Source organism: Pseudomonas sp. RW10S2 (genome assembly GCF_014268985.1).
Classification (GTDB): domain Bacteria; phylum Pseudomonadota; class Gammaproteobacteria; order Pseudomonadales; family Pseudomonadaceae; genus Aquipseudomonas; species Aquipseudomonas wayambapalatensis.
Window position 1 is genome coordinate 1 of sequence record NZ_JABWRO010000017.1, and the last position, 26,674, is coordinate 26,674.

23 protein-coding genes and 1 riboswitch are annotated in these 26,674 nt (G+C 63.8%); of the genes, 10 read left to right on the top strand and 13 right to left on the bottom strand.

Annotation, left to right across the window (positions count from 1 at the left end; all coding sequences use genetic code 11):
- Window positions 1-473: 473 nt before the first annotated feature.
- Genes nikE through nikA form a run of 5 tightly spaced genes read right to left on the bottom strand, consistent with a single transcriptional unit; the run spans window position 474 to window position 5,416 of the window.
- Window positions 474-1,289, bottom strand: coding sequence for a nickel import ATP-binding protein NikE (gene nikE, locus HU729_RS05965; protein ID WP_186708993.1), 816 nt, complete (start codon window positions 1,287-1,289; stop codon window positions 474-476).
- The gene (nikD, locus tag HU729_RS05970) at window positions 1,286-2,056 is read right to left on the bottom strand and encodes a nickel import ATP-binding protein NikD (protein WP_186708995.1); all 771 of its coding nucleotides are present in this window, start codon (window positions 2,054-2,056) and stop codon (window positions 1,286-1,288) included. The genes nikE and nikD overlap by 4 nt, the downstream gene beginning before the upstream one ends.
- Window positions 2,057-2,902, bottom strand: a complete 846-nt coding sequence (nikC, locus tag HU729_RS05975; RefSeq protein WP_186708997.1) for a nickel ABC transporter permease subunit NikC — start codon at window positions 2,900-2,902, stop codon at window positions 2,057-2,059.
- Window positions 2,899-3,840 carry a nickel ABC transporter permease subunit NikB gene (gene nikB, locus HU729_RS05980; RefSeq protein ID WP_186708999.1) on the bottom strand — a complete coding sequence of 314 codons (942 nt, stop codon included), beginning with the start codon at window positions 3,838-3,840 and terminating at the stop codon, window positions 2,899-2,901. Before nikB ends, nikC begins: the two co-directional genes overlap by 4 nt.
- 1 nt (window position 3,841) lies before the next feature.
- A complete protein-coding gene (gene nikA, locus HU729_RS05985) occupies window positions 3,842-5,416 on the bottom strand; it encodes a nickel ABC transporter substrate-binding protein (RefSeq protein WP_186709011.1) in 1,575 nt (524 codons plus the stop codon).
- A gap of 87 nt (window positions 5,417-5,503) precedes the next feature.
- Here nikA and nikR point away from each other — a divergent pair, with 87 nt between their 5' ends.
- The 3 genes from nikR (at window position 5,504) to HU729_RS06000 (ending at window position 9,246) form a co-directional block, all read left to right on the top strand.
- Window positions 5,504-5,920: a nickel-responsive transcriptional regulator NikR gene (gene nikR / locus HU729_RS05990; RefSeq protein WP_186709014.1), complete on the top strand. Its 417-nt coding sequence runs from the start codon at window positions 5,504-5,506 to the stop codon at window positions 5,918-5,920.
- 52 nt (window positions 5,921-5,972) lie between these two features.
- A riboswitch (cobalamin riboswitch) is annotated at window positions 5,973-6,180 on the top strand.
- Between the two features lie 104 nt (window positions 6,181-6,284).
- The gene (locus HU729_RS05995) at window positions 6,285-8,423 is read left to right on the top strand and encodes a TonB-dependent receptor (RefSeq protein WP_186709017.1); all 2,139 of its coding nucleotides are present in this window, start codon (window positions 6,285-6,287) and stop codon (window positions 8,421-8,423) included.
- Window positions 8,424-8,730: 307 nt separating this feature from the next.
- Window positions 8,731-9,246: a hypothetical protein gene (locus HU729_RS06000; protein ID WP_186709020.1), complete on the top strand. Its 516-nt coding sequence runs from the start codon at window positions 8,731-8,733 to the stop codon at window positions 9,244-9,246.
- A gap of 1,099 nt (window positions 9,247-10,345) precedes the next feature.
- Here the strand turns inward: HU729_RS06000 and HU729_RS06005 are convergent.
- A complete protein-coding gene (locus tag HU729_RS06005; protein ID WP_186709022.1) occupies window positions 10,346-11,821 on the bottom strand; it encodes a helix-turn-helix transcriptional regulator in 1,476 nt (491 codons plus the stop codon).
- A 197-nt stretch (window positions 11,822-12,018) separates the two neighbouring features.
- Between HU729_RS06005 and HU729_RS06010 the strand changes: the two genes are divergently transcribed.
- From HU729_RS06010 to HU729_RS06040, 7 genes are all read left to right on the top strand, one after another.
- Complete coding sequence (locus HU729_RS06010; RefSeq protein WP_186664786.1) at window positions 12,019-13,005, top strand: hypothetical protein; 987 nt, start codon at window positions 12,019-12,021, stop codon at window positions 13,003-13,005.
- Between the two features lie 73 nt (window positions 13,006-13,078).
- Entirely contained in the window at window positions 13,079-13,258 is a 180-nt protein-coding gene (locus HU729_RS06015) for a CsbD family protein (protein WP_186664783.1), read from the top strand.
- A 297-nt stretch (window positions 13,259-13,555) separates the two neighbouring features.
- Window positions 13,556-13,945: a DUF2946 family protein gene (locus HU729_RS06020; RefSeq protein WP_186709024.1), complete on the top strand. Its 390-nt coding sequence runs from the start codon at window positions 13,556-13,558 to the stop codon at window positions 13,943-13,945.
- A 71-nt stretch (window positions 13,946-14,016) separates the two neighbouring features.
- Window positions 14,017-16,170, top strand: a complete 2,154-nt coding sequence (locus tag HU729_RS06025; protein ID WP_186709026.1) for a TonB-dependent receptor — start codon at window positions 14,017-14,019, stop codon at window positions 16,168-16,170.
- Window positions 16,171-16,175: 5 nt separating this feature from the next.
- Window positions 16,176-17,651, top strand: coding sequence for a PepSY domain-containing protein (locus HU729_RS06030; protein WP_238348319.1), 1,476 nt, complete (start codon window positions 16,176-16,178; stop codon window positions 17,649-17,651).
- Window positions 17,652-17,721: 70 nt separating this feature from the next.
- Complete coding sequence (locus HU729_RS06035) at window positions 17,722-18,213, top strand: DUF1543 domain-containing protein (RefSeq protein WP_186709030.1); 492 nt, start codon at window positions 17,722-17,724, stop codon at window positions 18,211-18,213.
- A 273-nt stretch (window positions 18,214-18,486) separates the two neighbouring features.
- Entirely contained in the window at window positions 18,487-18,777 is a 291-nt protein-coding gene (locus HU729_RS06040) for a c-type cytochrome (RefSeq protein WP_186709032.1), read from the top strand.
- Between the two features lie 43 nt (window positions 18,778-18,820).
- Here HU729_RS06040 and HU729_RS06045 read toward each other — a convergent pair whose 3' ends face one another.
- The 7 genes from HU729_RS06045 to moeB are packed head-to-tail and all read right to left on the bottom strand — an operon-like array spanning window position 18,821 to window position 26,623.
- Entirely contained in the window at window positions 18,821-20,008 is a 1,188-nt protein-coding gene (locus HU729_RS06045) for an MFS transporter (RefSeq protein WP_186709034.1), read from the bottom strand.
- Window positions 19,998-21,221, bottom strand: a complete 1,224-nt coding sequence (locus HU729_RS06050; RefSeq protein ID WP_186709036.1) for an acyl-CoA dehydrogenase — start codon at window positions 21,219-21,221, stop codon at window positions 19,998-20,000. Before HU729_RS06050 ends, HU729_RS06045 begins: the two co-directional genes overlap by 11 nt.
- A 9-nt stretch (window positions 21,222-21,230) precedes the next feature.
- Window positions 21,231-22,880 (bottom strand): class I adenylate-forming enzyme family protein, encoded by a 1,650-nt coding sequence (locus HU729_RS06055; RefSeq protein ID WP_186664767.1) that lies wholly within the window; start codon window positions 22,878-22,880, stop codon window positions 21,231-21,233.
- A complete protein-coding gene (locus tag HU729_RS06060) occupies window positions 22,877-24,691 on the bottom strand; it encodes a CoA transferase (RefSeq protein ID WP_186709039.1) in 1,815 nt (604 codons plus the stop codon). The genes HU729_RS06055 and HU729_RS06060 overlap by 4 nt, the downstream gene beginning before the upstream one ends.
- On the bottom strand, window positions 24,688-24,966 hold the full coding sequence (locus tag HU729_RS06065; protein WP_186709041.1) for a MoaD/ThiS family protein: 279 nt from the start codon (window positions 24,964-24,966) through the stop codon (window positions 24,688-24,690). The genes HU729_RS06060 and HU729_RS06065 overlap by 4 nt, the downstream gene beginning before the upstream one ends.
- A gap of 51 nt (window positions 24,967-25,017) precedes the next feature.
- Complete coding sequence (locus HU729_RS06070) at window positions 25,018-25,443, bottom strand: M67 family metallopeptidase (RefSeq protein ID WP_186664758.1); 426 nt, start codon at window positions 25,441-25,443, stop codon at window positions 25,018-25,020.
- A 16-nt stretch (window positions 25,444-25,459) separates the two neighbouring features.
- Window positions 25,460-26,623, bottom strand: a complete 1,164-nt coding sequence (gene moeB / locus HU729_RS06075; protein ID WP_186709044.1) for a molybdopterin-synthase adenylyltransferase MoeB — start codon at window positions 26,621-26,623, stop codon at window positions 25,460-25,462.
- Window positions 26,624-26,674: the final 51 nt, after the last annotated feature.

A 26,674-nucleotide genomic window follows, 5' to 3' on the forward strand; every position in this document is an offset into this window, starting at 1 on the left:
ACCGTGTCCGGGATGAGTTGACCACTACACATCGCAGGTTACCTAGCCAGCGCACTAGCACCGACTTCGATGCCATGCATTTTCGATAGTGACAGTGTTTCCCGGCGGCGCGTCTCACTGTCCGGACTCCAAGTTGGCCGCGCAGCCTTTATGAACCACGCGGTGAGGAAGGTTAAGGTTTTATCATGCGGTTTCATCACCTTCACTGAGTGGCAACTTCCGACCCGAATCGGCCGGTGGGCACAACCTCACTCTGTGGGAGCGGATTTACCGCGAACACCGGCATAGCCGGCGCCATCCACCGCGGCGCTTGATTCGCGGCGGTTCGACGCCTGGATAACCCCGCTCCCACAGAGTGCGTGTCGGCCTTGCTACATGCGTTATTCTCCAACAGCCGCAATGGGTCGATAGCGTTCAGTGCTGACCGCTCGTTCTCGACCCACTGGTGATGAGGACCAAAAACGTTCAATTGTTCATACGAGAGATCTACTGACCTGATCGGTGGTCTTTCTTGGGCGCTCAGGCAGCACCGCGGCTTGCAGTTGCTGTCCGGCGGGGTGGTCGAACGAAAGGTCACCGCTCACCATAAGATCCTCGACGATGCGCCCTGCGTCCAGCACGACCACCCGCTGGCAGAAGTAACGCACCAGGCTCAGGTCATGGGTGATCAGCACGAACGCAGTGCCGTTGTCGCGGCGCAGTGCATCAAGGCGTTGCAGCAGTTGCAGTTGCAGGACCCGGTCCAGGTTCGACAGCGCCTCGTCGAGCACCACCAGTTTTGGCGAGATCGCCAGTGCGCGGGCAATGTTGGCCCGCTGTAGCTGGCCACCGCTGAGCTGCTGCGGCAGGCGTTCTGCATGCTCGGCGCCCAGGCCCATCTGCTCCAGCAACTCAGCGGTCCGCGCGTGGCGGGCAGCCTCATTCAAATCGCTCAAGTGACGCAGCGGCTCGGCGATGCTCCAGCCGACGCTGCGCTGCGGGTTGAAGGCGCCCGGCGCGTCCTGGAACACCAACTGCACGGTGCGCTGGAAGGCCCGTGCCTGTTCGCCGCGCAGTTGGCTGACGGGCTGTCCGGCGAAGGTCACCTGGCCCTGGCTTGGGGTTTCCAGCCCGAGCAGCAAGCGGGCGAGGGTGCTTTTGCCACTGCCGCTGCTGCCCAGCAAGCCGAGCGATTCGCCCGCCTGCAACTGCAGGTCGATGCCGTCGAGTACCTGGAGCCAGCCGCGTCTGTGCAGCAGCCCGCCGGTACGGTAGCGATGGCTCAGGTTGTGGGCGTGCAGCAGGCTCATAGGTGGCTCCTACAGAGGGTCTGGTGGGCGTCGAGCAGGGTTCGAGCGGTGGCGCTGGCCGGGTGCTCGAATAGCGCGTGCACGGGCTGGCGTTCAACGATGCGGCCAGCGTCCATCACGGCTACCTGATCGGCGCAGCGGGCGACCACGCCCATGTCGTGGGTGACCAGCAGCACGCCCAGGCCATGCCGCTCGACCAGCTCCATCAGCACATCGAGAAAACGTGCCTGGCTCACGGCGTCAAGGTCGCTGGTGGGCTCGTCGGCCAGCAGGAACGGAGTTTCGGCCATCAGCGCCAGGGCGATCATCATGCGTTGCAGCATGCCGCCGCTGAGCTGGAAGGCGAACGATTGCATGATCCGCGCATGATCTGCCAGGCCCACGCCGCTCAGGCACTCTGCCATGCGCTCGCGGGCTGCGCCGCCGGTGGTGCCGCGCAGGCGTAGCGTCTCAAGCCCATGGCTGGCCATGTCGCGTACCGGGTTGAAGGCGCTGCGCGGGTTTTGCAGCACCAGGCTGGCCAGGCGGCCGCGTGCCTGGGCGGCGCTCACTGGCTGGCCGTCGAGCAGCAACTGGCCCTGCGCGCGCGCAACGCCGGCCGGCAACAGGTCGAGCATGCCCAGGCAGCTCAGCGACTTGCCCGAACCACTGGCCCCGACCAAGGCGCAGACTTCGCCGCGGCGCAGTTGCAGGTCGACGCCCTGCACCAGCAGGCCGGCTTGGGCCTCGATGCGCAGGTCACGCACTTCAAGGGTCGAGGGGGTCATCTAGTGGTGCTCCCGGGTCGGGTCGAGGCGGTCGCGCAGGGCATCGCCCAGCAGGTTGAAGGCCATCACCGAGAAGAAGATCATCAGCCCTGGCAACAGCAGCAGCTGTGGGTGGGTCCAGATGAACTCCTTGGCGTCATTGATCATCACGCCCCATTCGGCGGTCGGTGGCGTCACCCCCAGGCCCAGGAAGGACAGGCCCGAGACGTGCAGCATCATGTGCCCGATGTCCATGGTCGCCAGCACCAGCAGCGGGCCAGCGATATTGGGCAGCACATGCTGGCGCAGGCGGGTCCAGCGCGAGGCGCCGGCCAGCCGTGCTGCGAGTACGTATTCGCGCCCGCGCTGGGCGATCACCAGGCCGCGCACCATGCGTGCGTACCAGGCCCAATGCGACAGGGCGATGGCGACGATCACGTTGGTCAGGCCAGTGCCGAGCAAGGTGACGAAGAAGAACGCCAGCACCAGGGTCGGGAAGGTCATGAACATGTCGCACAGGCGCATCAGCAGCAGGTCGGTGCGCCCGCCGACGAAACCGGCCACGCCGCCCACGGCCAGGCCGAGGGCCACGACCAGCGCCAGGGTCAGCATCACGCTGCCCAGCGACAGGTGGGTGCCGACGATCAGGCGTGAGAGCAGGTCGCGGCCCAGGTGGTCGGTGCCTAGCCAATGGCTGGCGTCCGGTGGCATCAGGCGCTGACTGAGGTCGACCAGGTCGGGATCGTGTGGCGCCAGCCACTGGCCGAACAGGGCCAGCAGCACCAGCAGGCCGACCAGCACCGAACCCAGAACCAGGCCAGCATGACCGGCCAATGTCGGTCGACGAATTAGCGGGAGCGTGCTCATGCGCTTGCGCCCTCCAACCGGCTGCGCGGGTCGAGCCAGGCGTAGCACACGTCCACCACGAGGTTGCAGACCATCAGCAAGCCGGTCAGCAGCAGGGTGAAGCACTGCATCACCGGGAAATCGCGGTTTAGCACCGCCGAGACGGCGAAGCGGCCCACGCCGGGCCAGGCGAAGATGGTCTCGATCACCAGCGCGCCCCCAATCAGCTCGCCGACGTGCATGCCGGTGGCGGTGACGAAGGGCAGCCAGGCGTTGCGCAGCACATGGTCGCGCCACACCTGACGCTCGGGCAGGCCGCGGGCGCGGGCATAGGTGACATGCCGCTGGCCGCTGGCTTCGAGCAGGCTGGCGCGCAGCAGGCGGGCGTTGATCGACATCGACATCAGCGCAATGGCCAGCACCGGCATGATCAAGTGCCCGGCCGTGCCGCGCCCAAGTGGCGGTAGCCAACCCAGCCACAGCGAGAACAGCGCGATCAGCAAGAATGCCAGCCAGAAGTTGGGCATCGACACGCCCAGGAAGGTCACCGCGCGCACCGCATGGTCGGGCCAGCGGCCCTGCCAGCGCGCCGCCATCAGCCCCAGTGGTATCGACAGCAGCAGTGTGCAAGCCAGGGCCAGGCCGCCCAGTTGCAAGGTGGCAGGCAGGTAGTAAAGCAGGTCATCGAGCACCGGCCGACCGGTGAGGTAGGAGATCCCGAAGTCCAGGTGCAGGGCGTTCCACAGCCAGCTCAGGTATTGCGCGTATAAGGGCCGGTCCAGCCCCAGGGTGTGGCGCACTTCGGCGATGGCCGCATCGGTCGGCGGGATGTGCGACAGGCGCAGGTAATCCAGCGCCGGGTCCGTGCTGCCCAGGTGCAGCAACACGAACACCAGCAGCGACACGCCGAACATCACTGGCACCAGCAACACCAGGCGCATCATTATGTAGCGCAGCATGTCAGGGCTCCTGCTTCGGTGTCATGGCCTCGAACGGCACATCGAACAAGGTGCTGCCGAACTGCACATGCGCCACCGAGTCACGTCGCACGCTGATGGCGGTGAGGTGCGAAATCGGCAGGTACACCGCCTGTTCGTGCAGGGTGGTGAGGATGAAGCGGTACTGCTCGGCGCGCTGTTGCTCGTCGGTGCTGGCCAGTACCTGACCGATGCGCTGATCGAGCTCGTCCTTGATCGCCAGGCCGCGCTGGGCCATGTAGTCGGCATGCCCGGCATAGCGCATCGAGCTGACGAACGAATGCGGATCGTAAGGAGCGCCCCAGGTATCGGCGAAGATCATGCCGAAATCACCATCGCGCTGGCGGCGAACCAAGCCACCTTCTTCCACGGCGCGCAGTTCGATGTGGATACCGACCTTGGCCAGCTCGCCTTGCAGCACTTCGGCCAGGCTTTTCTGCAGGGCGCTGGTGCCGAGAAACACCAGTTCGATTGTAAGTGGCTCGCCGCCCTTGCTGCGCACGGACGCGCCGGGGGCGAGTGTCCAGCCTGCGGCCTCCAATTCCTGCATCGCCTGAGCGGGGTCGTACGGGTAGGGTTTCAGGCCGATGTCTGCGTACGGCATGTTGCTGGCGAACAGTGTGTCGGCCTTGGGCTCCAGGCCGTAAAGGATCTTGTCGATGATTGCCTGCTTGTCCACCGCCTCGTTGATCGCCTGGCGCACCGCCAGGTCGCGGGTGGCACCACGGCCAGTGTTCATGGCCAGCGTGCGCGTAGCCAGTGGCGCCGACAGCGCCGTGGCATAGCCCTGGTCGCGCAGGCGCACGAAGGTGCCTGCGGTGATCTCGCCTGCGGCGCCCTGGATCAAATCCACTTCACCAGCCTGTAGCGCCAGCGCACGGCTGTTGGGGTCGGGGATGACCTTGACCATGACTTCGCCGTAGGCCGGCTTCGGCCCCCAGTACAGCGGATTGCGCACGAAGCGGTCGAACTCGCCCAGACGAGACTCGGCACGTACCCAGGGCCCGGTACCGACGGGCTGCCCAGGCTTGGCAGCAGGCGCGCCGAAGCGCAGCGGGCGAACCTGGGCCAGCTCCATCAGGGTGGGGTAGTAAGGGTGCTTGAGCACCAGGCGCAAGGTCAGCCGATCAGGGGCCTCTACGTGGTCGAGGGTGCTGACCAATTCCATCCAGCGGTGGCGTTGGCGGTTGGCCAGGGCCGCATCCAGGTTGGCCTTGGCGGCCGCAGCATTGAACACACTGCCATCGCTGAAGCGCACCCCGTCGCGCAGGGTGAAGGTGTAGGTCTTGCCGTCTTCGGAGATCTTCCAACCGGTGGCCAGCCACGGCTCGACAGTGCCGGCGTGGGTGTAGCGCACCAGTGGTTCATACACCATTGCCTGGGCGTACATCTGATTCGGCGAGTAGCCGCGCGGGTCGAGCGGGCCCGCGTTGACGGGCCAGGAGTACACCAGTGTCGGGCTTGGCGCCTGGGTGTCGGCGGCTTGAGCGAAGGTGCTCGCCGCGAGCCAAAGGATGCCCCACAGGGCGGGCTTTCGTTTGCCAGGCTGCTGCTTCACACTGCGTCCCCCACTTCAACGGAGGCCGTAGGCTAAAGAAGGGTGGGTATGATGTCTATGTAAAATCATCTTACTGGAAGTTACAAAATGCAACGGATCACCATCACGCTGGACGAAGAGCTGCTCGATCTCATCGACCGACGGGTGGACGCGCAGGGCTACCAAGGGCGCTCGGAGGCCATTCGCGATCTGCTGCGCAGTGGCCTGCGCGAGGCCGAGGCGTTGCCCGACGAGGCACCGTGCGTGGCGGTGGTCAGCTATCTGTACGACCACGCCAGCCGCGAATTGCCTAAGCGCCTCAACCAGACCCTGCATGCCCACCATGAACTGACGCGCTCGACATTGCACGTGCACCTGGATGCCGGCCATTGCCTGGAAGTTTCCGTGCTGCAAGGGCCGAGCGGGGCACTCGAGCGCCTGTCCCGACAATTGACGGTGGAGCGTGGAGTCGAGCATGGGCATGTGCATGTCCTTCCGGCGCCACGGCGTGGGGAAGGTGAGTGAGCCCGTCCCTTGGGTTGCCGCCTGCGCTTGACGTAGCGGCCCTTTGATGTTCCCCTGCGCGCCTGTTTCAGGTGCCCCTTGCCGTCGAGCCAGGGGTGAAACGGGAAGCCGGTTCGTCATCGCGTGATGATCAGTCCGGCGCTGCCCCCGCAACGGTATGCGAGCGAAGCATTCGAAAGACCACTGTGCCCTGGCATGGGAAGGTGAATGCTTCATGACCCTCGCGAGCCCGGAGACCGGCCTGAAGCATGTATAGGCAACCCGCGGTGGGCGGGCGCAGGCCGGTTTGCGTAGGCGCACGCCTGCGTTTCCCTGTGCGTTTATCCCTCCGGGCTTCTTCCATTCCTGCTTCAAGTGGAACGACATGTCCCGACTTTCGCTGTTCAGTCCTTTGCCCGCTTCTGTGCTGCGTGCCAGCCTGGCGCCCTGCCTGTTGCTGTGCGTTTCGGCCCAGGCCGCCGAAACCGATCAAGCCCTGGCCTTGCCGGCCACCGATGTGACCGGTGTCGCAGTGGTGAACCCTCAGCCAGACCTGCATACGCCGACCACCAGCGGCTCGCGCCTGAATCTCACTGCTTTGGAGACGCCTGCCAGTGTCACCAGCATCAGCTCGGCGCAAATCCTCGAGCGCAACAATGCCAGCGTCCAGGACGCGGTGACCCGCTCCCCCGGGATCACCTTCATCGGCACACCCGGCAACGGCGGCACGGCCCTGTCGGCGCGGGGCTTTACCGGGCACAGTTCGACCATGCAGTTGTATGACGGCACCCGCCTGTATGTCGGTGCGGGCACGGTCACCTTCCCGGTAGACACCTGGTCGGTCGAGCGTATCGACATCCTGCGTGGCCCGGCGTCGGTGCTGTACGGCGAAGGCGCCACCGGCGCGGTGGTAAACGTGGTGCCGAAAAAGCCGTTCGAGGGTGAGATCCGTAACCATCTGCGCCTGGGCTACGGCTCCGATGATCGTCGCCAGATGGCCCTGGACAGCGGTGGTTCGCTGAGCGATACCCTCAGCTACCGGCTGAATCTGAACAAACTGGCCAGCAACGGCTGGGTCGACCGTGGCGATTCGCAGAGCCTCGCCCTCAGTGGCTCGCTGCGTTGGCAGCCGAATGACGACCTGAGCGTCACCCTCAGCCATGACTACGCCGACCAGGACCCGCAGCAGTATTTCGGCACGCCGCTGGTGAACGGGCATTTCCGTGAGTCGCTGCGCGACCACAACTACAACGTCGACAATGCCGAAGTGCACTACAACGACCAGTCCACGCGGTTGGTCACCGATTGGCAGATCAACGACAACCTCAGCGCCAGCAACCAGCTGTACTTCCTCAAGGTCCAGCGCCGCTGGCGCAATGCCGAAAGCTACACCTGGCAACCGGGTGACCAGATCCTGCGCAGCAACTTCATCAGCATCAAGCAGACCGAGGAGCAGATCGGCGACCGCCAGACCTTCACCCTGCAGCACTCGCTGTTTGGCCTGGACAGCCAGACGGTGGTCGGCGCCGATTACAACTCCATCCGTTTCGTGCGCAAGCACGACTTCGGCAACACCCTGAGCGACACCGTGCCGCTGTCCGGTTCCGGGGGTGGCGAGTACATCAGCAACGACCCGTTCCGCAGCCGCGAAGCCAACCAGGCCCGGCAGTTCTCGCTGTTTGCCGAGAACCGCACGCAGTTGACCGAACGCCTTTCGCTGATCACCGGCGTGCGCCGTGATCAGGTGCACCTGAACCGCGAGGATTTGCTCGCCGACACCCGCAGCGACCGCAGCCTGTCGGGGGACAACTGGCGGGCGGGGCTTGTGTTCGCCCTGACCGAGGACCTGTCGGTCTACGGCCAGTACGCCACTAGCACCGAGGGCGTGAGCAACCTGCTGACCCTCAACGCCGCCCAGCAGCAATGGGACCTGAGCACGGCTAAGCAGACCGAGGTCGGCATCAAGCAGATGCTGCCCGAAGGGCGAGGGGAGTGGACGCTGGCGGCGTACCACATCGTCAAGAAGAAGTTGCTGAGCACCGACCCACTGAACCCTACTTTGCAACAGCAGGTAGGCCAGCAGTCATCGGATGGCCTCGAGGCGACCCTGGAACTGCGCCTGCCGTACGACCTGCAACTGTCGGCGAACGCGGCCTGGGTACGGGCCAGGTACGACGAGTTCGCCAGTGCTGGCAACGACTATTCGGGCAACCGGCCGATCAACGTGCCACGGCGCACGGCCAACCTGTGGCTCAGCAAGGACTTCGGCGAGCGCTTCAGCGCAGGCGCCGGGGCCCGTTACGTCGACAGCCGCTATGCGGACAACGCCAACACCGTCAAGGTGCCAGGCTACACCGTGGTCGATGCCAACTTCGACTGGCACGTGCAAGCGGACCTGACCTTGGGCCTGCAGTTGAACAACCTGTTCGACCGCCAGTACGCCACCAGCACCGACAACAATGGCCGGCAGTGGTACCTGGGCGAGCCACGTTCGTTCTTCGTCACGGCGGACTACAGCTTCTGAGACTGTTGCACCGGCCAGCCGGCCGGTGCCTTGCTGAGGTGGCACGGCATGACAACGCTGAATATCGAAGCCCTGGACTGGACGTTGAAGGCGCCGGGGCGCCAGCCAAGCTCTAGATTGAAGAGGGATGTGGTGTTGAGCAAAAATCTCATTTATAACTCGACTAAATGAATATTTAGTATAGTTATTCTTTTTAGTCATATTATAAGGGCAGGGTACCAGGCTCATTTCTTCATTACCATGCGATTCGGAGGCTGTTGCTACTAGCAACACCTCCGCGCGCGGCTCACTTAAAAGGCGCTATCAGATGGATTACGAACCACTGCCCAGTACCTGGGTTATCGAGGAAGCACGGGCGTTTCTGCGAGCTGCGCAAATCCTTGAGGTTACGGCGCAAAGTGACCGTGACCCGAGTCTTTACTGGCCCGCCATCATGAATTCGGCGCTGGCTTGTGAGCTTTTTTTCAAGTCGCTTCTGGTTGAGGCTGATCCTCGTTACCCCAGATCTGAATATGATCCTGAAGGGCATCTGCGACTGCGCCTGAGGCCACCTGGTAATGGGCACGGCCTGTTTGATCTGTACAACGCGATTCCTGCCGAGCTGGCCAGCCAGCTTCGTGCCATTTCGCAGAGCCTGGCACCTGGCTTCGAGTTGGAAAAATGGATAAGTACTGCCTCGAATCTGTTCGTCGGCACGCGGTATCCGTACGAAGCCGGTTCAGTTCAAGCCGTAGACCTGGACGTGTTGAAGCTCGCGCCGCATCTGGATCAGGTGCTGGACCAAATGACACAACGCCGATCTAAGAGCCAACAGCGACCGTAATTTTCGCGCCCGCGTAAATCGCAGTGCGATCTGAGATCTGGAGTTCCACCGTGGAGTTTTCACCGTGAAAACCTTGGCGCCGAGCAGTGTGCAGTGACTGGTTTTAGATCTGCTTGGTGTTGCTAGTAGCAACACCTGGTGCCGGCCGAGCGGGTCGTTTTTTCGCGTCCGCGAAAATCGCAGTGCGATCTGGCTTCCGATCTGGCCAACCCACGCCCCGGCAGCTCCATACGAAGGTGCGCATAATGTATATTATGTTAAATCATGTGCTATGTAATAAATGTTCATGAGCCTTGTATGGCCTTGGCGTTCATGGTGAACCATAGAGTTAGGTGGCTGCCGATGAATCTGATTCAGTGCCGTCTTTCTTCAGGTCAGCGTGTACCGCTGCTCTTGCAGGCTGATAACGCCGCGCCTAAGGTTCTAAGCACGCCTATGTCACCACCAATGACCGCGAACATGACCCCGCCAACCCGCGTACTGAAGAGCCTGCGCTGAAAACCCACGGACGAACCGTAGGTGTTTCTGCGCAGCTGCATGAGGTCTACGAGCACTACATCCAGAGCGAACGTTCGCCGACCGTTTCTTGGCTTACCTGGTCGAGCAGCATGGAGCGCGCCACGGGCGAACTCCGGCGAGTCTGCGGTTGGACTGAGACCTCGGCGAGGCCACGTCGTTATCTGGCCGAGTCTACGAACCGCCATAACGCACAGCGTGCCTCGGCAGCTTGGGGCCGACTTGACAGTCAAGAAGGTTCGTCGTGACTCAATCAGCCGATCACGAACAGGCATCACCCTCCTCCTCCCCTCCAGCCTACGTGTTCAAAGGACCGGCTCATGTTGCGATTCGAACCCGCACCAACGACCAACCAAGGTACGCAGATTCTTCTCGCGACGCATCTCAGCCATACGGACTTGGCCGTAGAGCTCCAGATAGCGGTTAAGGAAACTCTGAACAAGTTGCCCATCAGCCGGAAATGGGCGGCTTGGGGACGCCGAAAAGACCGATTTTCAGCCGCAGATTATTGGAAAACCAAGACAACGCACCAGCCCTACCGATGACGTGCATTGTCGAACCAAGCATCTTGAAACGCACGCATTCACCCTGCAAACAATCTTCGCTCCCGAGCCCAGACGATCGCCTCACTACGGCTGTGTACGTCGAGTTTGGAATACACTGTGGCTACATGGTTGCGCACGGTGTTGAGTGCCAGGTTCAACCGCGCTGCGATTTCCTTGTCGGCAAGACCTTCGCAAATGAGTGCCAACACATCACGCTCTCTTCGCGTAAGGTTGGTAAACGACGCATCAGGCAAACGGCCTGTGTTAATGCGCTTGGCATTGGCCAACTTTTCTATCAGGGTTTGGCTAAACCACGATGCATCCTGCATGACTGTCTCGATCGCCTCGACCAGCTCGAGTTCCGAACGTTTGCGCTCGGTGATATCCATCATGACTAGCAGGTAGCATGGAGTGTCCTGCAGACTTACGGTGTCAGCTTGCAGGACGCAGTGGAGTCGGTCGTCATTTTTTTTACGCAGTTTCAGGTCCAGCCCCTCAATGCGCCCTGTTTTTTCCAACACGTCGAACACCTGAGCCGTAATGCGGCTATCGTCCATGAAATCGATTTCAGCCACCGTTTTGCCTAGCAGTTCCTGTGCGGTGTACCCCAGAGTGTCGAGAAAGGCTTCGTTGGCATCGATCAGTTGCTGCCTGTCAGCGCTGCACAACAAGGTAGGCACGGGGCTCAGGCGAAACGCCTTGGCGAAGCGCTCCTCGCTCTGACGCAGTGCATTTTCCGCCTTGCGCCTGGGCTCAAGGTCGGTGAATGAGAACAACATGCAATCTTCCTCATGCATGTCCAGTGGTTGTCCCGCCACGATGACCAGCTTCGTGCCTCCATCCGGCAAGCGCAATTCAGCCTGCATCTGCGGGATAGTTGCCCCCTCTATGAGGCGCTCGATCGCCAATTCCTTGCGCTCGGCGTTTTCCAGCACATCTACCTCATAGACAGACCTGCCGATGACGTTATCCCGCACATGGCCGGTCATTTCCAGAAAGCCTTGATTGACTTTGATAAAACGTAGATCGCTGAGCCGGCAGATAACCGCAGGCGCCGGGTTGGCATTGAAGGTTTTTTCGAAGCGCTGCTCGGCGCTGGCCCATTCAGTGGCATCGGCGATGATCAGCACCAGCGATTCAGCGTCGCCCTTGCTGTCCGCCAGCACCATGCTGCGCACCCTGTGTACCCGGCTGCGCGCCTCCTCCTCGCCAACGGCCGTAACCTCTACCATCACATCGCTGAAGACCTCTCCAGCGGCCACCCGGGCAATAGGGTACTGCTCGGGTTCAAGCGGGTGATTGTTGCGGTAACGCAACGTGAATCGCTCGCGGTAACCCTCAGCGTTGCTGCCCAGCTGTTCCAGGCTGTCGACGTCATGCATGCGCAGGGCCGCTTCGTTTGCCCAGATTATCGATTGGTCGACTTCCAGCAGGATCACACCATCGGACAAGCCGGCGATGATTTGCTGAAGCTGGCGGCGGTTGGTCTCGCGTGCGAGCACGGCGTCACTCATGGCAGTTCTCCATTGCGCATGTCGGTGTTACCTGGAGCTTAATCGCTGCAACCAGGCCAAGGGTGGTGCCAATGCACTAGTCGATCAGGTGCAGATGCGCCATTACAGCCTTGCATGAGACCTGCAAACTGGCCCTGACGTTGCACCAGAGGTATCAGTTGCTGGTGCTGCCAGTCCAAACTCTCGAGGATGCATAGATGACGGAATCGTATGTGACCACCCCAGCCAACGCTGTCAGCACGCTGAGGGTATCCTGGAGCGCCGTGTTCGCAGGCGGCGCCATCGCCTTGGCCAGCTACCTGATACTCAGTGTGCTGGGAACGGCCATCGGCGCCGGGGCCGTTGACCCTATGGCTGAAGGCAATCCCTTACGCGGCTTCGGTACGGGCGCGGGGGTTTGGTTGTTCATCAGCACGGTGATCTCCGTGGCAGCCGGCGCCTGGGTGGCCGGCCGTACCGCCCCTACCCGAGGAGGCCTGCATGGCCTGTTGAGTTGGACGCTGACCACGCTGATGGCTACCTGGCTGCTGGCTTCTTTGGCGGGTAGCGTGGTCGGCACCGCAGGCAACATTGCCGGCAAAGGCCTGTCGCTTGCAGCCGATGGCGTCGCTGCTGCTGCGCCTGGTGTTGGCCAAGGCATCAAGGAGCAACTGAACAGACAGGGTATCTCGCTTGACTGGGACAGCCTGGAAGCTGAGCTGAACAAAACGCTTGAGCAGTCCGGCAAGGCTGAACTTAACCCCTCGACCTTGGAGCAAAAGACCGATCAGCTTCAAGCCCAAGGTGAGTCTGCGGGTCAAGTCGCAGCCGAAAACCCGACCCTGACGATCGACCAGCTCAAGCAGTGGTTCGAGCGAGTACGCAAAGCCAGTGAGCCTGCTCTGAGTGCGGCAGACAAGGAAGCCTTGGTCAATATCGTCGCTGCGCGCACCGGAAAGAGTCAGCAAGAGGCCGAGCAAGTGGTTGATAACTACGCCCGCGCTTATCAACAGGCGGCTGAACAGGTGAAGGCTCTGAAAGAACAGGCAGAGCAGCAGGCACGCGAAGCTGCTCAAGTCGCTGCTAGCAACGTATCGAAAGCCGCCTGGGGCACCCTGGTAACGCTTCTGATCGGTGCTGCCTTGAGCTTTGCAGTCGGCCGCTTCGCGTTGTTGTCACGCAAGACACGTGTCATCGCTGAATGACATGCAACTCAACCGATGCACGCACGGTTCTTCCAACCCACGTTTCACTGATGATTGTCGCAGGAGAAAAATGATGAGCAGCGCTTCGGACAAAGTTAAAGGCATGGCTAACGAGGCTGTCGGCAAGGTCAAACAAGCCGTAGGCAAGGCCACCGGGAACACGGACCTCGAGTTAAAAGGCAAACTGCAGGAGAAAAAAGGGGAAGCACAGCAAGTAGTCGGTGATGTCAAGGATGCGCTCACCAAGGATTAACCTCGTCAACTGTTGTGAATGAGCGGTCGTCAGCGGACGACCGCTCATTCATTGCGTGCTTTGCTGGCTTGCGCAAGCATGAATGCCAATCAGCGCGTAGCCAGCGTTACCGACCAGCTCATGCCAGTCCTTCAACGTTCTGACCAATCCAGGACAGGCTGTGGGCACGATGCCCAATCAACACAGCTCTAATGCATCCAATTGAGTGCTCGCTGACGCACCATCCTACTTTTCAGATACCGCAAAACCTGTAGAATTCGTCGCCGATCAGCCCTCTCCACCACCCGAGCTTTGCCCATGATGCTGGCCCGCCATCAAAAAGCGCACGTTGCCTGGCTGCTGTACTTCAGCATCCTGTTCGGTTCGTTGCTGTGCGCCATGGGCCATGGGCAGATGGCCGGCTTGCGCCTGGCTGGCCTGGATGACGCTGCCTGGTGCTCGGCCGACAGCAGCGGCGTGTTCAAGGGCGACCAAGACACCACCGACCCGGTGCTTTCCGCCGGCGGCGACTGCGTGATCGCCAGCCTGTTCAGCGCCACCCTGCTGGCGGTGTTCTTCGGCCTGCTGGCCCTGCTTGCCCGCGAGTCGAGTAAACCCTTACCCAAACAACCCACGCCACGCCTGCCCAAGCAGCGCTGGCCACTGGTCAATCCCCGCGCGTCCCCCGCTTTGCTTCTCGCGTTCTGACATCGCCACGCCCGAGTGCCGCCTGATCGGCAGCAAGCGTGCGCTCACCGATTTCAGCCAGGAAGCCTTGCATGTTCCGCATGACCACTTTGGCGCTGCTCATTGGCAGCGCAACCTGCGCCTGGGCGCAGGATGACACCCTGACCCTGCCCGCCAGCAACGTCACGGCCACCGCCGACCAACCCAAGGAGGCCACCGGCCTCGACCTTGACCGCCCCATCGAAAGCGGCTCGCGGCTCAACCTCAGCGCCCGCGAGAACCCCGCCTCGGTCAGCGTCGCCGACCGCAAGACCATGGAGCGCATCGGCGCGCGCAATTTCCAGGACGCCGCCAACGCCCTGCCCGGGGTCAACGCCTCGGCACCGCCCGGCTGGGGCGGCTACGTGTCGTACCGCGGCTTCAATGGCGCCCAGGTCAGTCAGTTGTTCAACGGCATCAACCTGCAATACGGCGCCACGGCGCGCCCGGTTTGTGCGTGGATCTACGACCGCGTCGAACTGCTCGGCGGCCCCTCGTCGTTTCTCAACGGCAGCGGCGCCGTCGGCGGCAGCCTCAACATGATCACCAAGCTGGCCAACCGCGACGAGGACACCTTCGAAGGCCGCGTCAGCTACGGGCGCTACGACACGATGGAAACCTCGGTCGGCTTCAACAAGGCGCTCAACAGCGGCGACGGCCCACGCCACTACGCGCGGCTCGACTACAGCCGCACCAGCAGCAACGGCTACATCGACCGTCAGGAGAACGGTGCCGGCAACCTGGCCTTCTCGCTGCTCAGCGATATCAACGACCAGCTCTCGCACACCCTCGCCATCGAATACCTGGAAGAAAAGGAAGACAGCCCGTACTGGGGCACGCCGGTGTTGCAGCCACTGGTGGGCACCCTGCACATTGACAAGCACAACCGTTTCAACAACTACAACGTCGAGGACGGTCGCTACGAGCAGCGCACCCGCTGGCTACGCTCGATCACCGACTACCGCTTCGACGACAACACCCAACTGCGCAATACCTTCTACCACTACAACGGCCAGCGCGATTACCGCAACCTCGAGGTGTACCGCTACAACGCCGGCAACACCAGCATCGCCCGCTCCGGCGGCTACCGCCAGCGCCACGACCAGGAGGTCAACGGCGACAAGGTCGAGCTGACCCACCAGGGCCAGCTGTTCGGCCTGGCCAGTGACTGGGCATTCGGCATGGACTACAACACCAACCAGCAGACCAACTACCCGCTGTCCAAGGGCGCGTTCGACACGGTCGACCCGAACGGCTTCGAGCCCGGGCACTTCCTCGATATCCCCGGCATGGACGCACCCATGACCAAGGGCCGCACCACTACCACCGACACCACTTCGGCCTTCATCGAGAACCGCACCCGCCTGACCGACCAACTGTCATTGATCACTGCGCTGCGCTATGACCATATCGATTTCGACGTGGTCGACCATGTGGCGCGCGCCAAGCTCGACCGGCGCTGGGACGCCATCACCGGGCGCCTGGGCCTGGTCTACGACTTGACCTCCAGCATCAGCCTGTACACCCAGTACAGCACCTCGGCCGAGCCGCCGGGAGGTACCTTGACCAGTGCCTCGATCAGCCAGGTAGGCGACTTCGACCTGAGCACCGGCAGGCAGGTTGAAGTGGGCAGCAAGTTCGACTTCCTCGACGGACGCGGCACGGCTACCGCAGCGGCTTACCGGATCGTGCGCAAGAACATCTCGGTGCCCTCCTCGACCGTGCCAAACACCACCGAGCAGGCTGGCCAGCAGACCTCCACCGGCATCGAGCTGGCGGCCTCGTTCAAGGTCACGCCCAAGCTGCTGGCAGCAGGTAACTTCAGCTGGGTGAATGCCGAGTATGACGAGTTCAATGAGACCATCAGCGGTGTGGTGTATTCGCGCAAAGGCAAGAACCCGGTAAACATCCCGGACCGCGTGGCCAACTTGTGGTTGACCTACGACCTGGCGCCGGGCTGGCAGGTCGGCGCCGACGCCCGCTACGTGTCGTCGGTGTACGCCAACACCGCCAATACCGCGTGGGTACCGTCCTACACCGTCTACGGGCTGTCCATGACCCACGACCTGGACAAGCACGTGCAGGTCAGCGCCCGCCTGCGCAACCTCACCGACGAGGTCTACGCCCGCTTCATCCACCAGACCAACACCCAGTATTACCTGGGTGAACCGCGCAGCCTGGAAGTCGCTGTGCAGTGGCGCTACTGATGGGCCTGAAGCGCCAGTTGTATCTCTGGCACCGCTGGCTGGGCATCGTCGCCTGCCTGTTCATGGCGCTGTGGTTCGTCTCCGGGGTGGTCATGCTGTATGTCGGCTACCCCAAGCTGACCCCGGCTGAGCGCCTGGGCCATCTGCCGGCGTTGCCGGCAGGGTGCTGCGCCGAGTTGCCGGCCAGCTGGGCGCAGCAGCCAATGAAAGCCCTGCGCCTGACCAGCCTGGGCGGGCGACCGTATTACCTACTGGAACTGGCCGACGGCCGCCGCGTCACCCTCGATGCTGCCAGCGGTGAGCCGCTGGCCAGCAGCGATGCCGCCTGGGCGCTGGCCACTGCTCGACAGTATGCCGGTGACGCGGCATTGACGTACCTGGGAACCGTGGATGAGGACATGTGGACCCACTCACGCGCCCTGGACAGCGATCGGCCCTTGCACAAAGTGCAGGTAGCGGATGCTGCCGGTACCTGGCTGTACCTGTCCGGACGCACCGGCGAGGTGGTGCGCGACGCCACCGCCCAGGAGCGCGCCTGGAACTGGGTCGGTGCCTGGCTTCACTGGCTGTATCCCTTGCGAGGGGGATTCGGCTTCGACAATGGCTGGCGCACGCTGGTGATTGGTCTCTCCCTGCTCGGTACGCTCATGGCGGTCCTGGGCATGACGGTGGGGGTCCTGCGCCTGCGGTTGCGCAAACGCTATCGCAGCGGGTCATGCAGCCCCTACCCCGGTGGCTGGTTGCGCTGGCATCACATCGGCGGGCTGTTGTTCGGCGTGATGCTGGTGTTGTGGGTGTTCAGTGGGCTGATGTCCATGCGCCCCTGGGGCCTGACCAACAGCCATTCGCGCCTCGACCTGTCGGCCCTGCGCCAAGGGCCATTGCGCCCCGACGATTTCGCCATGCCGCTGCGCCAGGTCATGGCGCGCCTGGCCGAGGAGGATGGATTCGTCCCGGTCGAGCTGCAATGGCAGCGGCTCGCTGGCGTCACGTTCGTGGTCGCACGCAGCGCCAGCGGCGACAGCCGCCTGGTCGAAGCCGGCATGGCACCGAAGCGAGCCTTGTCCAGGCAGCGGCTGCTGGCCGCCGCCCAGGCCATCGCGCCGGGAGGCGCTGTCGAGGATTACTGGCAGACCGCCTACGACTTCCACTACTTTGCCCGTGATCCGCAAAGCATGTACGGCTTGCAGATGCGCCCACTGCCCGTGTTGGGCCTGCACTTCGCTGACCCTGCGCGCACGTGGGTATACCTGGACCCGGCCAGCGGCGAGGTGGTGGTCAGCTTCGACCGCACGCAACGGGTCGGCCGCTGGTTGTTCAACCTGCTGCACAGCTGGGATTGGCAACCTCTGCTGGCCAGGCCGCTGCTGCGAGAGAGCCTGCTCATTACCATGAGCATCGGTGGCCTGGTAATCGCGCTCAGTGGTGTCGTGCTGGGCTGGCGACGTCTGCGCAGGGTGTTCAAGCTGCCGTTACGTTGATTGCACGCTTGGTGAACAGCGCTGTGGTGTTCACACTACAGCGGCTTTTTGCTGCCTTTAACGATTTATCATGCTCTGCATCGTCATGCTTGGCGGACGCCACCCGGGAGCACGTATCGAAGTCCACGATGTGGTCTTCGCCCAAGCTGAAACGCTGGAGCAGCTCCATCCCCAGTTGCGCGAAGCCTGGTTCGGCAGCGCCGAAGGCCTGCACATCGACTCTTGGCTGGAAGTCGCCGGGGTCGATGGCTATCGCGTCGAAGTGAGCCAGATGGCTCCGGGCCCTGACGCCATGCGCCTGTTCTTCCTGAACCTGGGTGGCTATGAACGGCAGGTATTCGGTGAAGCGCATCGCTACTTGGTGGTGGCGGCCACCGACAAGGCCGAGGCCAAGCGCTTGGGCAAGCAACGCATGGCATCTGATTGGCTCAAGCCGCATGCCGACGCTGTGCTCGACGTCGACGATTGCCTGCCAGTCGACCTGGTGGCGGGACGCTATGTACATCTGGTCAAAGGCGAGCACACGGGTATTCGCCAGTTCAGCGACTACATCCTGCTCTGAAGACCAAGAACCGAGGCAAGAACCAAGCCGGGGCTGGTGACCAGCCCCGGCTTTTTTTCGGCCCGGTGAAAACCCTGCCAAGAGCAAAACACCGGGCCAATTTCAAATTAGCACGACACTCGACCACCCTCGACCTGCGACATCCTGCCGCACCCTTGATGGCGATGCCGCCGGCACAGTCGATGCTCCACACCTGCGTCAAACTGTCGCACCTGACAGCTACCGACACTTACATAGACTCCGGCTTCGAATAAAAAACCTGAGAGGTCGGTCATGAAAAAAACATTTGCAATGCTTGCCTGCCTGGCACTCGCCAGCGTGGCCCAGGCGGCCCAGGAGCCAGAGGCGGTGTTCAACCGCGCCTGCCAGATGTGCCACAACGGCCAACTGCCCATGGCGCCGAAAAAGGGCGACCAAGACGCCTGGAAGCCTCGCCTGGCCAAGGGCAACGACGTACTGGTCAAGCATGTCACCGAAGGCTTCAACGCCATGCCACCGCGAGGCCTGTGCATGGACTGCACCGCCGAGGATTACCAGGCAGTGATCGACTACATGTCCAAGTGATGCGGCCACCCGTGCCGTGCCCGGCACCGCACGGGTAACACCCCTACCGGCGCTCCGCCCGGCGCCAGGCCCTTAGCCACAGGCACAGCAGCATCCCCAACAACAACGCCACGATCATCGTGTCCAAAACCAGGCCGTAGCCCCGAGCCCGCAGCAATGCGCCGAACAGCGGCGGCCCCAGCGCGAAGCCCGCAAAGAACCCCACCGACAGCAGGCTCGCCGAAGCCGCCGGCGCGCCGAATGCGTGATCGCGCAGGACCATGCTCATGGCCACCGCGTTGGTCGCCACCGCCGTCAACCCCATGCCGATGCTGCCGACCCAGAGCCAGATCCAGGCTTGCGGCGTAGCCCGGCTCAGGCTGAACACCGCCAGCGCCGCCAACGCGCACAGCGCACCCAGCATCAGGCTCTCGTCGCGCAGCCGCGCCGCCAGGGGTGTCAGCAACACCCGCGCAACGATGCCCATCACGCCGAACACCGCCACCAACGAACCCGCCAGCACCGCTGGCACCTCCTGGGCACGGGCGAACACGCCCAGGTAGGTCACGAACGATGACAGGGCGATGGCCACGCTGCACTGCACGGCCATCAACAGCGCCAGCCCGGCCGAGGGCCGACGCAGGGTGGTCGAGGCACCGCGAGCACTGCCCGGTAAGCGCGGTAGATGACGCAAGGCCGTCCAGCCCAGCAGCAACGCCAACGGCGCGAATAGTACCAGCGCTACCCGCCAGCCCAGGTACTGGGCCAACAGCGGCAAGAGTAGCCCCGCGAACAGCGCCGACACTTGCACGCCGGCTTGTTTGAAGCCCACGGTCGCGGCCCGCTCGGCCACTGGAAACTGTTCAGCGATCAGCAGGTTGGTGGCCGGGTTGGCCAAGGCCTGGGCCACGCCACACACGGCCAGCGCCAGCACCAGCCCGAGAAACCCCGGCAATACGCCAGCCAAGGTGTAGGCCACGGCGCAGCAGCCGAACAACAGCCCCAGCGCCCGACGCCCGCCCAGCCGTTGGACGATGGCCCCGGCGCCTAACGACAGCAACGCAGCCAGGCCAAAAGCGCTCATGGTCAGGTAACCCAGCCAGTGTTCAGGTACCTGCAGGTCGGCAACCAGGAAAGGCCCCAGCGCGCCGATGGCATAGAACACCAGCATGGGCAGCGCCATGGCCGCGCCCAGCAAGCTGCGCAACAGCCAGGTGGAAGACTGGCTGGTCAGCACGTGATCAGTCTGCATGGGGGCCGTCCTCGTCCACTGAACCTGTCCAGTTCATGGGAGACGATGAAGGCGCGGCAAAATTCACCCCGCCTCCTTCTTGATAGGCGCCGATCAGCTGTCGCCCCAGGGCACTGACCAGCGCATCGTCGGTGCCATCCATGAAGTGGGTGGCGCGGGCGTGCCGGTAAATCCCCGAGAGTGGCGTACCGTCGGTCAATCCTTCGGCGCCGTGGATCTGGATCGCCGAGTCGACGTTCAGACTCAAGGCCCGCGAAGCAGCCAGCTTGGCCAGGTTGGCCTCCACGTCATTGCTCCTGCCCTGGTCGAACCGGGTCGCGGCATCGTGCAGCAACGACCGCGCGGCATGGATGGCCTGGTACGCCTCGACCATGCGCAGGCGCACCAGTTGCTTGTCCGCCAGCCGCGCCAAGGCGCCACGGGGCGAGACGATGCGCGCCCCCATCAGGTCGTAGCAGCGCTGGGCCATGCCCAGCCAGTGCGCCGCACGCAGCAGCCGGCCCAGGGCAAGGCGCTCCTGGATCAGCGCGAATCCCTGGCCCACCTGGCCGAGCACCTGATCCTCTGCGAGCCGGACCGCGTTCAGGCGTACCGGCGCTTGCCCTTGATAGCGCCCCAGCACCCTCATCCGCTCACCAACCTCCACCCCCGGTGTACTGGCAGGCACCACGAACAGGCTCAGGGCTCGCTCCACCGGCCCTTCGGCGGTACGTGCCACCACGGTGATGAAAGCCGCCTGCTCGGCGCGGCAGATGAACCACTTCTCGCCGTCCAGTTGCCAGTGGTCACCGCACCAACGGGCGCGGGTGGCCAGCGTCGCGGGTATTGATCCGATGCTGTTCGGCTCGGACATGCCATAGCTGGCAAGCGCCTCCCCTGCCAGCACGGGCGCAAGCACCTCGCGCTGCAGACGTGGGTTGGCGTGACGTAACATGTAGCCGTCCAGCACAGCTTCGGCGCCGAACACGGCCGGCCCATATTCAGACCTGCCTTCCTGCTCGGCCAAGGGCAGGTAGTCGAGCAGCCGGCCTGGCGCCAGGCCGTTGGCCTGCCCCCACAAGCCGGCATTGCGAGCCGCCTGCTGCAGTTGCGCCAGGCAGTCCTCGGCCTTGGCATCGCCTGCGTCCAGGCATGGCTCCAGCGGTAACAGCCGCTGGTCCACGAACCGGCGAATGCGCCGGGCCACGGGATGAAGTTGATCATGCTCAAGCATGCGCGCTCCTCAGCAGGCAATGTTCAGGGTGCGTTGCAGGAACGCCAGGTCGGCGGCCAACGCTTTCTTGTCCACCTTGCCGGCGGGGCTCAGGGGCAATTCGCGGTAGAAGCGCAGATACTCCGGCCATTTGTTCTTCTCCAGGCCCTGATCGCCCAGGTAGTCGGTCAGGTGCTTCAGGGCAAAACGCCGGGCGCCCTGGCGCAGGCTCAGGCAGATGCACACGCGCTGGCCCAGTTCGGCATCGGCCACCGCCACGCAGGCGGCACTGACAACGTCCGGGTGCGCGGTGGCCAGCCGCTCGATCTGTGCCGGGCTGATATTGGCGCCGCCGCGAATGATCACGTCCTTTTTGCGCCCGGCCAGCACCAGGTGTCCTTCCCCATCGATCAGCCCCAGGTCGCCAGTACACACCCAACCCTGTGCATCGCGATAGCGCTGATCGAGCTCGGGCGCGTTGACATACTGCATCGGGCTCAAGGGGCCGCGGGCCTTGATCTCGCCGACAGCGCCCGCAGGCAGTTCGTGGCCATCGTCATTGACGATCTTGATCTGGCACACGCTAGGGTTGGGTGTGCCGACGCTGTTCAACACCACCTCCAGCGGGTCATCCGGTAGGTTGTGGCAATTGACTCCGTCAGCCGAGCCGTACAGGCTCACCACGGGGCAGCCGAACGCCTCAACACAGCGGCGGATGCTCTGCCCGTCGATCAGTGCTCCGCCACTGACCAGCGCTACCAGGCTACGGCGGTCGGCTTGGGCCAGTGCCGGCTCGGCGGCGATCCGCTGCAACATGGTCGGCACTGCGAAGACGTGAGTCGGGCGCAGCTGCTCGATGGCGCGGATGGCATCTGCCACTTCAAAGTGCGCCAGCACCGCCAGCGAGCCGCCTAGCCAAGCCAGGCACCCGGCCGTGGCGGTGGAGCCGAACGCCGAGCCCAGTGGCACCAGATACAGCCCGCGTAAAGCCTGCCCCTCTGGATGCATGCGTTGCAGGAAGCGTCCGCGTCCACCGACCAGCGCATTATGCGAATAGGCCACCAGCTTGGGCTCGGACTCAGTGCCGGAAGACACCAGCAACCGCGCCGGGCTGTCGGGGCATACCTGGGGGCGCTCGGCCGCCGTCAGCGGTTCCGATGCCAGCAGCCCGCTCAAGGTCGACCAGCCCTGACGCTCGTCACCGTCGACCACCAGTACGCGCAAGCCCAGCAAGGTAGGGCGCAACGATTCCACCACTGCACACAGGTCGACCTCGCCCTGGCAAGGCGCGACGATCACCGCCCGTGCACAGCAGCGCTTGAGCAAGGCTTCGATATCCAGCCGCCCGCGCCCCGGTGGGAACGGCGCGACCACCGCGCCCAGTACGGCGGCGGCCAGGTCGATGGCGCAGCACTGCCAGCCGTTGCCGAGTTGATAGGCGACCACATCACCCGCCACCACGCCACGCTCACGCAGGCCACGGGCCAGGCGAAGGGCCTGGTCGTGGAGCTGGCGGTAACTCACCTGCCCGTCCAGGGTCAGTACTGCCGGTTTCTCGGGCTCGGCCAGCGCGTGCGCCTCGAACAACTCGAACAACGGTCGGTCGGTGTACCAGCCGGCCTCGCGCCAGGCCTGCCTGACGGTGACGGGGACCAGATCGATGATGCCGGATTCGTTCATGTGAACCTCCATGGGGAAAGCACGCGGGTATAACGGCCAGGCGCGAGCCAAGGCGCCAGACGTGGGTCTTGTTGCAGTTCGGCAAGGTCCTGGCAGACGATCGCCACAGGCACGCCTGCGGCCAGCAACCGCGCCTGCCAGTGGGCGGCCGGCTGCCGGGCCAGTTGCAGCGCCAACGGCTCGCGCAGGGTCTGCCACACGCACGGTCTGGGGAAGTCGAACAAGCGTGCGAGGGCTTCAAGGTGTTCAGGGGCGCAGCAGTCAATCGCCAGGCTGGCGTCCTGGCAGCGGAACACGCCGGCGCTCAGTGGGCGTGTACGCGTCATCCGCGAGCGGCACAGCAGATCGGCGGCTCCGAGCAACGAGCTGTCCACGCGCCCGGCATGGCTGTGCAGATGGCGAGCCAGCAGCGCGGCGACGATGCCCTGGGCGGCGATCACCCCGCCGAATACATCCAGTACGGTGAACAGCGAGCCGCCGGGGTTGCCCTCGCCCTGGCCGATCAGGTGGGCGATCCCCGACCAGGCCTGCACAGTGAAGTCGGTGCCCGGTAGCCCGACGGGCACCTGGGCATTGCCCCAACCACCGGCGTAGGCATAAATCAACGCGGGATTGACCTGGGCCAGGTCCGCTTGTTCGAGCGCCAGCTCCTCGGCCTTGCCAGGGGCCCAGTTGTGCAGGAACACATCCACCTCGGCGATGTTCCGACGCAACTGCTCACGCTCGCTGGCCGACTTCAGATCCAGTTCGACCACTGCCTTCAGGCCGTTGAGCGCATCGAAACGTACCGAGCAGCCCTGCGCCAGCGGCGCCATGCCACGCAGCGGATCGCCGCCGGGCATTTCCAGGCGGGTTACCTGTGCCCCGAGCGTCGCCAGCAAATGGCCGGCCAACGGCCCCTGAATACGCCGGCACGACTCGATGACGCGCAAGCCGCTCAATGGCAGGGCCTGGTTGCATGGGCGCGACGGCACCGCCACCGGATGCAGCTTGAACGCCCAAGGCGTATCACCAACTGGCGTCAGGGTATCGCGCTGGCCAGGTTGATGGACTGGCGTGACGGCCATTCCCACCGCCGTGCAGTGCTCGACGACCTGCGCATACGGCAGGCTAGCCAGCGTCCGACATAACGCCTCGGGCATCGGTGCAATGGCGCGGGCATACCGCAGCAGGAAGCCCTGCCAGCCTTTGCTGCTGTCGGCCCGGGCAGCGCCCAGGCCGTCCCAGAATGCCAGCCACGGGCCGGCGTCCAGGGTTTCCAGCTCGAAAACCACGCCATCGGCACTGACAAAGGGTGGCCGCAAGCGGGCAGACGAGCACCCCGCTAGCAATCGCTCTGCGCCCTCCTCGGCCGTTGCTCCAGCCAGGTACTGGCTGATGCACTGCAGACCGGCGCCTGGCAGCGACACGCTGCAGTCCGTCACCTGGCCACCGCGCAGACGCGCCAACGCCGTCGCCATCAACCCGGTCAATGCCAGGCTCGCGACCACATGAGCGAGATAGTCGAGGTCGATGGCCCGGGCCTGCCCGCTGGCCCGGCCGTGCACCGCCATCAGCCCGCAGGCAGCCTGGAGGGTGAATTCGCTGATGGCCCGAGGCGCTTCGTCGTCCCAGCCGGTGAGACGGCAATGCGTGGGTGCCAACCCCTGGCCTTGCAGGCAATAGATCTGCTCGCTTCCTGCGTCGGTTACAGGCTCGACGGCAATCCCCAGCGCCCTCGCCTGCATCGCCAGGGCTCGCTGCAACGGATCATGCTCATCGGCGAACGCACCGAGCAGGCGACAGCCGTGCAGCGCCGCCGCTTGATTCATCGTGCACCACCCGCGACAGCGGGCAGGATGGTGAGCTCATCGCGGTCAGCCAAGACGGTGTCCAGGTTGTCGAGGAAGCGGATGTCCTCGTCGTTGAGGTACACGTTGACGAAGCGGTGCAATTGCTGCACATCCATCAGCCGTGAGCGAATGCCCGGGTAGCGCCGTTCGAGGTCGTCGACGACCTCGCGCACCGTCGTGCCTTGCGCTTGCACGCGTTTGCTGTCTTGGATGTAGCTGCGCAACAGGGTCGGAACACTGACAAAAACCGGCATGGCGTACTCCTCGGCCAATGGCCGATCAAATAAGGAAGGAGGCGGCGCGGCTCAGGCCGCGCGGGTATCGACGTCGACGATGCGCAGGCTCTCTTCGATCACCTGGCCATTGGCGATGCGGTAACTGCGCACCGGGTATTCGCAACCGCTGGCGGTGGACAGGATCAGGTAGTGCGTGTGCGGCTCGTTGGCGAAGTCGATGTCGGCCCGGCTCGGGTAGGCATCGCTGGCCGTGTGTGAGTGATAGATCACCACCGGTTCTTCTTGCTGCGCGTCCATTTCGCGCCACACCCGCAACTGCTCGCGGGGCTCGAACTGGAAGAAGGTCTGCGACCCGGCATGGTTGACCATGGGCACCCAGCGCGAAGGCCGGTCAGTGCCTTGCCGGCCGGGCATCACGCCACAGGCTTCGAGGGGATGTTGCTGTTGTGCATGGGTCATGGCGGCATCGAGCAACGCCCTGGAAATGATCAGCATGGGAGGCTCCTTCCTTTCAGTAGCGTGGCAGATCGGGTTCGACGTCATCGATCCAGGCCAGGATGCCGCCTTGCAGGTTCTGCACCTGGGTGAAGCCCAGTGCCTGCAATTGCAGCACTACCGCCCGGGAACGGGCGCCGGACTTGCAATGCACGACCAGGGGCGTATCGCTGGCGTAAAGGGCCTTGAGCTGTCCGGCCAACTGGTCGCTCTTGGGCATCAGGCGTGCGCCCTGGATGTGCGCGATGTCCCATTCGGTCTGTTCACGCACATCGATCAGGACCGCGGCCGGGTCTTCGCGCATCAGCCGGCTCAGTTCCATGGCACTGACCTGCGGCACCGTCACCGGGGCTTGCGATATACCGCTGCAGAAGGCCTGGTAGTCCTCCAATCGGGTAATGGGCCGCCGGTCCGGCGCGCGGCGCAGGCGGATCTGGCGGTAATTCATGTCCAGAGCGTCATAGACCATCAGGCGGCCCAGCAATGTGTCGCCGATGCCGGTGATCAGCTTGATCGCCTCGGTGGCCATGATCGAGCCGATCGACGCGCAGAGGATGCCCAGCACCCCACCTTCCGAGCAGGACGGCGCCAACTCCGGAGGCGGCGGTTCGGGGTAAAGGTCGCGGTAGTTGAGGCCCGCGCCGCCCGGCGCCTGTTCCCAGAACACCGAGACCTGGCCCTCGAAACGGAAGATCGAACCCCAGACATAGGGTTTGCCGGCCAGCACGCAGGCATCGTTGACCAGGTAGCGAGTGGCGAAGTTATCGGTCCCGTCGAGGATCAGGTCGTACTCGGCGAACAACGCCAGGGCATTCTCCGGTTCCAGGCGCAGGGTGTGTCGGCGCACATTGACGAAAGGGTTGAGGTCGGCGATGGCCTGGGCGGCGCTGTCGCTCTTGGCCTGGCCCAGGGTGGACTGGCGGTGGATCACCTGGCGTTGCAGGTTGGACGCCTCGACCACATCGAAATCGACGATACCGAGCGTGCCGACGCCGGCTGCCGCCAGGTACAGCAAGGTTGGCGAGCCAAGCCCACCAGCGCCGATGACCAGCACCTTGCTGCTCTTGAGCCGGCGCTGGCCGTTGAGCCCGACGTCGGGAATCAACAGGTGGCGGCTGTAGCGGGAAATCTCTTCGCTGCTCAGTTGGGCGCAGGCATCAACCAGTGCGGGAAGTTTCATCGTGAAGCTCCTTGGCTTAGGGCCTGTCCATTGTTCGCCAGCCCAACAGGG

What these genes read in the sequence shown, in the direction of transcription:
- HU729_RS06010 (WP_186664786.1), top strand. Translation starts at nt 12,019, where the DNA reads ATGACGGAATCGTATGTGACCACCCCAGCCAACGCTGTCAGCACGCTG.
- HU729_RS06050 (WP_186709036.1), bottom strand. Translation starts at nt 21,221, where the DNA reads ATGCTTGAGCATGATCAACTTCATCCCGTGGCCCGGCGCATTCGCCGG.
- HU729_RS06065 (WP_186709041.1), bottom strand. Translation starts at nt 24,966, where the DNA reads ATGCCGGTTTTTGTCAGTGTTCCGACCCTGTTGCGCAGCTACATCCAA.
- nikD (WP_186708995.1), bottom strand. Translation starts at nt 2,056, where the DNA reads ATGACCCCCTCGACCCTTGAAGTGCGTGACCTGCGCATCGAGGCCCAA.
- HU729_RS06025 (WP_186709026.1), top strand. Translation starts at nt 14,017, where the DNA reads ATGTTCCGCATGACCACTTTGGCGCTGCTCATTGGCAGCGCAACCTGC.
- HU729_RS06045 (WP_186709034.1), bottom strand. Translation starts at nt 20,008, where the DNA reads ATGCAGACTGATCACGTGCTGACCAGCCAGTCTTCCACCTGGCTGTTG.
- HU729_RS06020 (WP_186709024.1), top strand. Translation starts at nt 13,556, where the DNA reads ATGATGCTGGCCCGCCATCAAAAAGCGCACGTTGCCTGGCTGCTGTAC.
- moeB (WP_186709044.1), bottom strand. Translation starts at nt 26,623, where the DNA reads ATGAAACTTCCCGCACTGGTTGATGCCTGCGCCCAACTGAGCAGCGAA.
- nikE (WP_186708993.1), bottom strand. Translation starts at nt 1,289, where the DNA reads ATGAGCCTGCTGCACGCCCACAACCTGAGCCATCGCTACCGTACCGGC.
- HU729_RS06070 (WP_186664758.1), bottom strand. Translation starts at nt 25,443, where the DNA reads ATGCTGATCATTTCCAGGGCGTTGCTCGATGCCGCCATGACCCATGCA.
- HU729_RS06055 (WP_186664767.1), bottom strand. Translation starts at nt 22,880, where the DNA reads ATGAACGAATCCGGCATCATCGATCTGGTCCCCGTCACCGTCAGGCAG.
- HU729_RS06040 (WP_186709032.1), top strand. Translation starts at nt 18,487, where the DNA reads ATGAAAAAAACATTTGCAATGCTTGCCTGCCTGGCACTCGCCAGCGTG.
- HU729_RS06005 (WP_186709022.1), bottom strand. Translation starts at nt 11,821, where the DNA reads ATGAGTGACGCCGTGCTCGCACGCGAGACCAACCGCCGCCAGCTTCAG.
- HU729_RS06015 (WP_186664783.1), top strand. Translation starts at nt 13,079, where the DNA reads ATGAGCAGCGCTTCGGACAAAGTTAAAGGCATGGCTAACGAGGCTGTC.
- nikC (WP_186708997.1), bottom strand. Translation starts at nt 2,902, where the DNA reads ATGAGCACGCTCCCGCTAATTCGTCGACCGACATTGGCCGGTCATGCT.
- HU729_RS06000 (WP_186709020.1), top strand. Translation starts at nt 8,731, where the DNA reads ATGGATTACGAACCACTGCCCAGTACCTGGGTTATCGAGGAAGCACGG.
- nikR (WP_186709014.1), top strand. Translation starts at nt 5,504, where the DNA reads ATGCAACGGATCACCATCACGCTGGACGAAGAGCTGCTCGATCTCATC.
- HU729_RS06060 (WP_186709039.1), bottom strand. Translation starts at nt 24,691, where the DNA reads ATGAATCAAGCGGCGGCGCTGCACGGCTGTCGCCTGCTCGGTGCGTTC.
- HU729_RS05995 (WP_186709017.1), top strand. Translation starts at nt 6,285, where the DNA reads ATGTCCCGACTTTCGCTGTTCAGTCCTTTGCCCGCTTCTGTGCTGCGT.
- HU729_RS06035 (WP_186709030.1), top strand. Translation starts at nt 17,722, where the DNA reads ATGCTCTGCATCGTCATGCTTGGCGGACGCCACCCGGGAGCACGTATC.
- nikB (WP_186708999.1), bottom strand. Translation starts at nt 3,840, where the DNA reads ATGCTGCGCTACATAATGATGCGCCTGGTGTTGCTGGTGCCAGTGATG.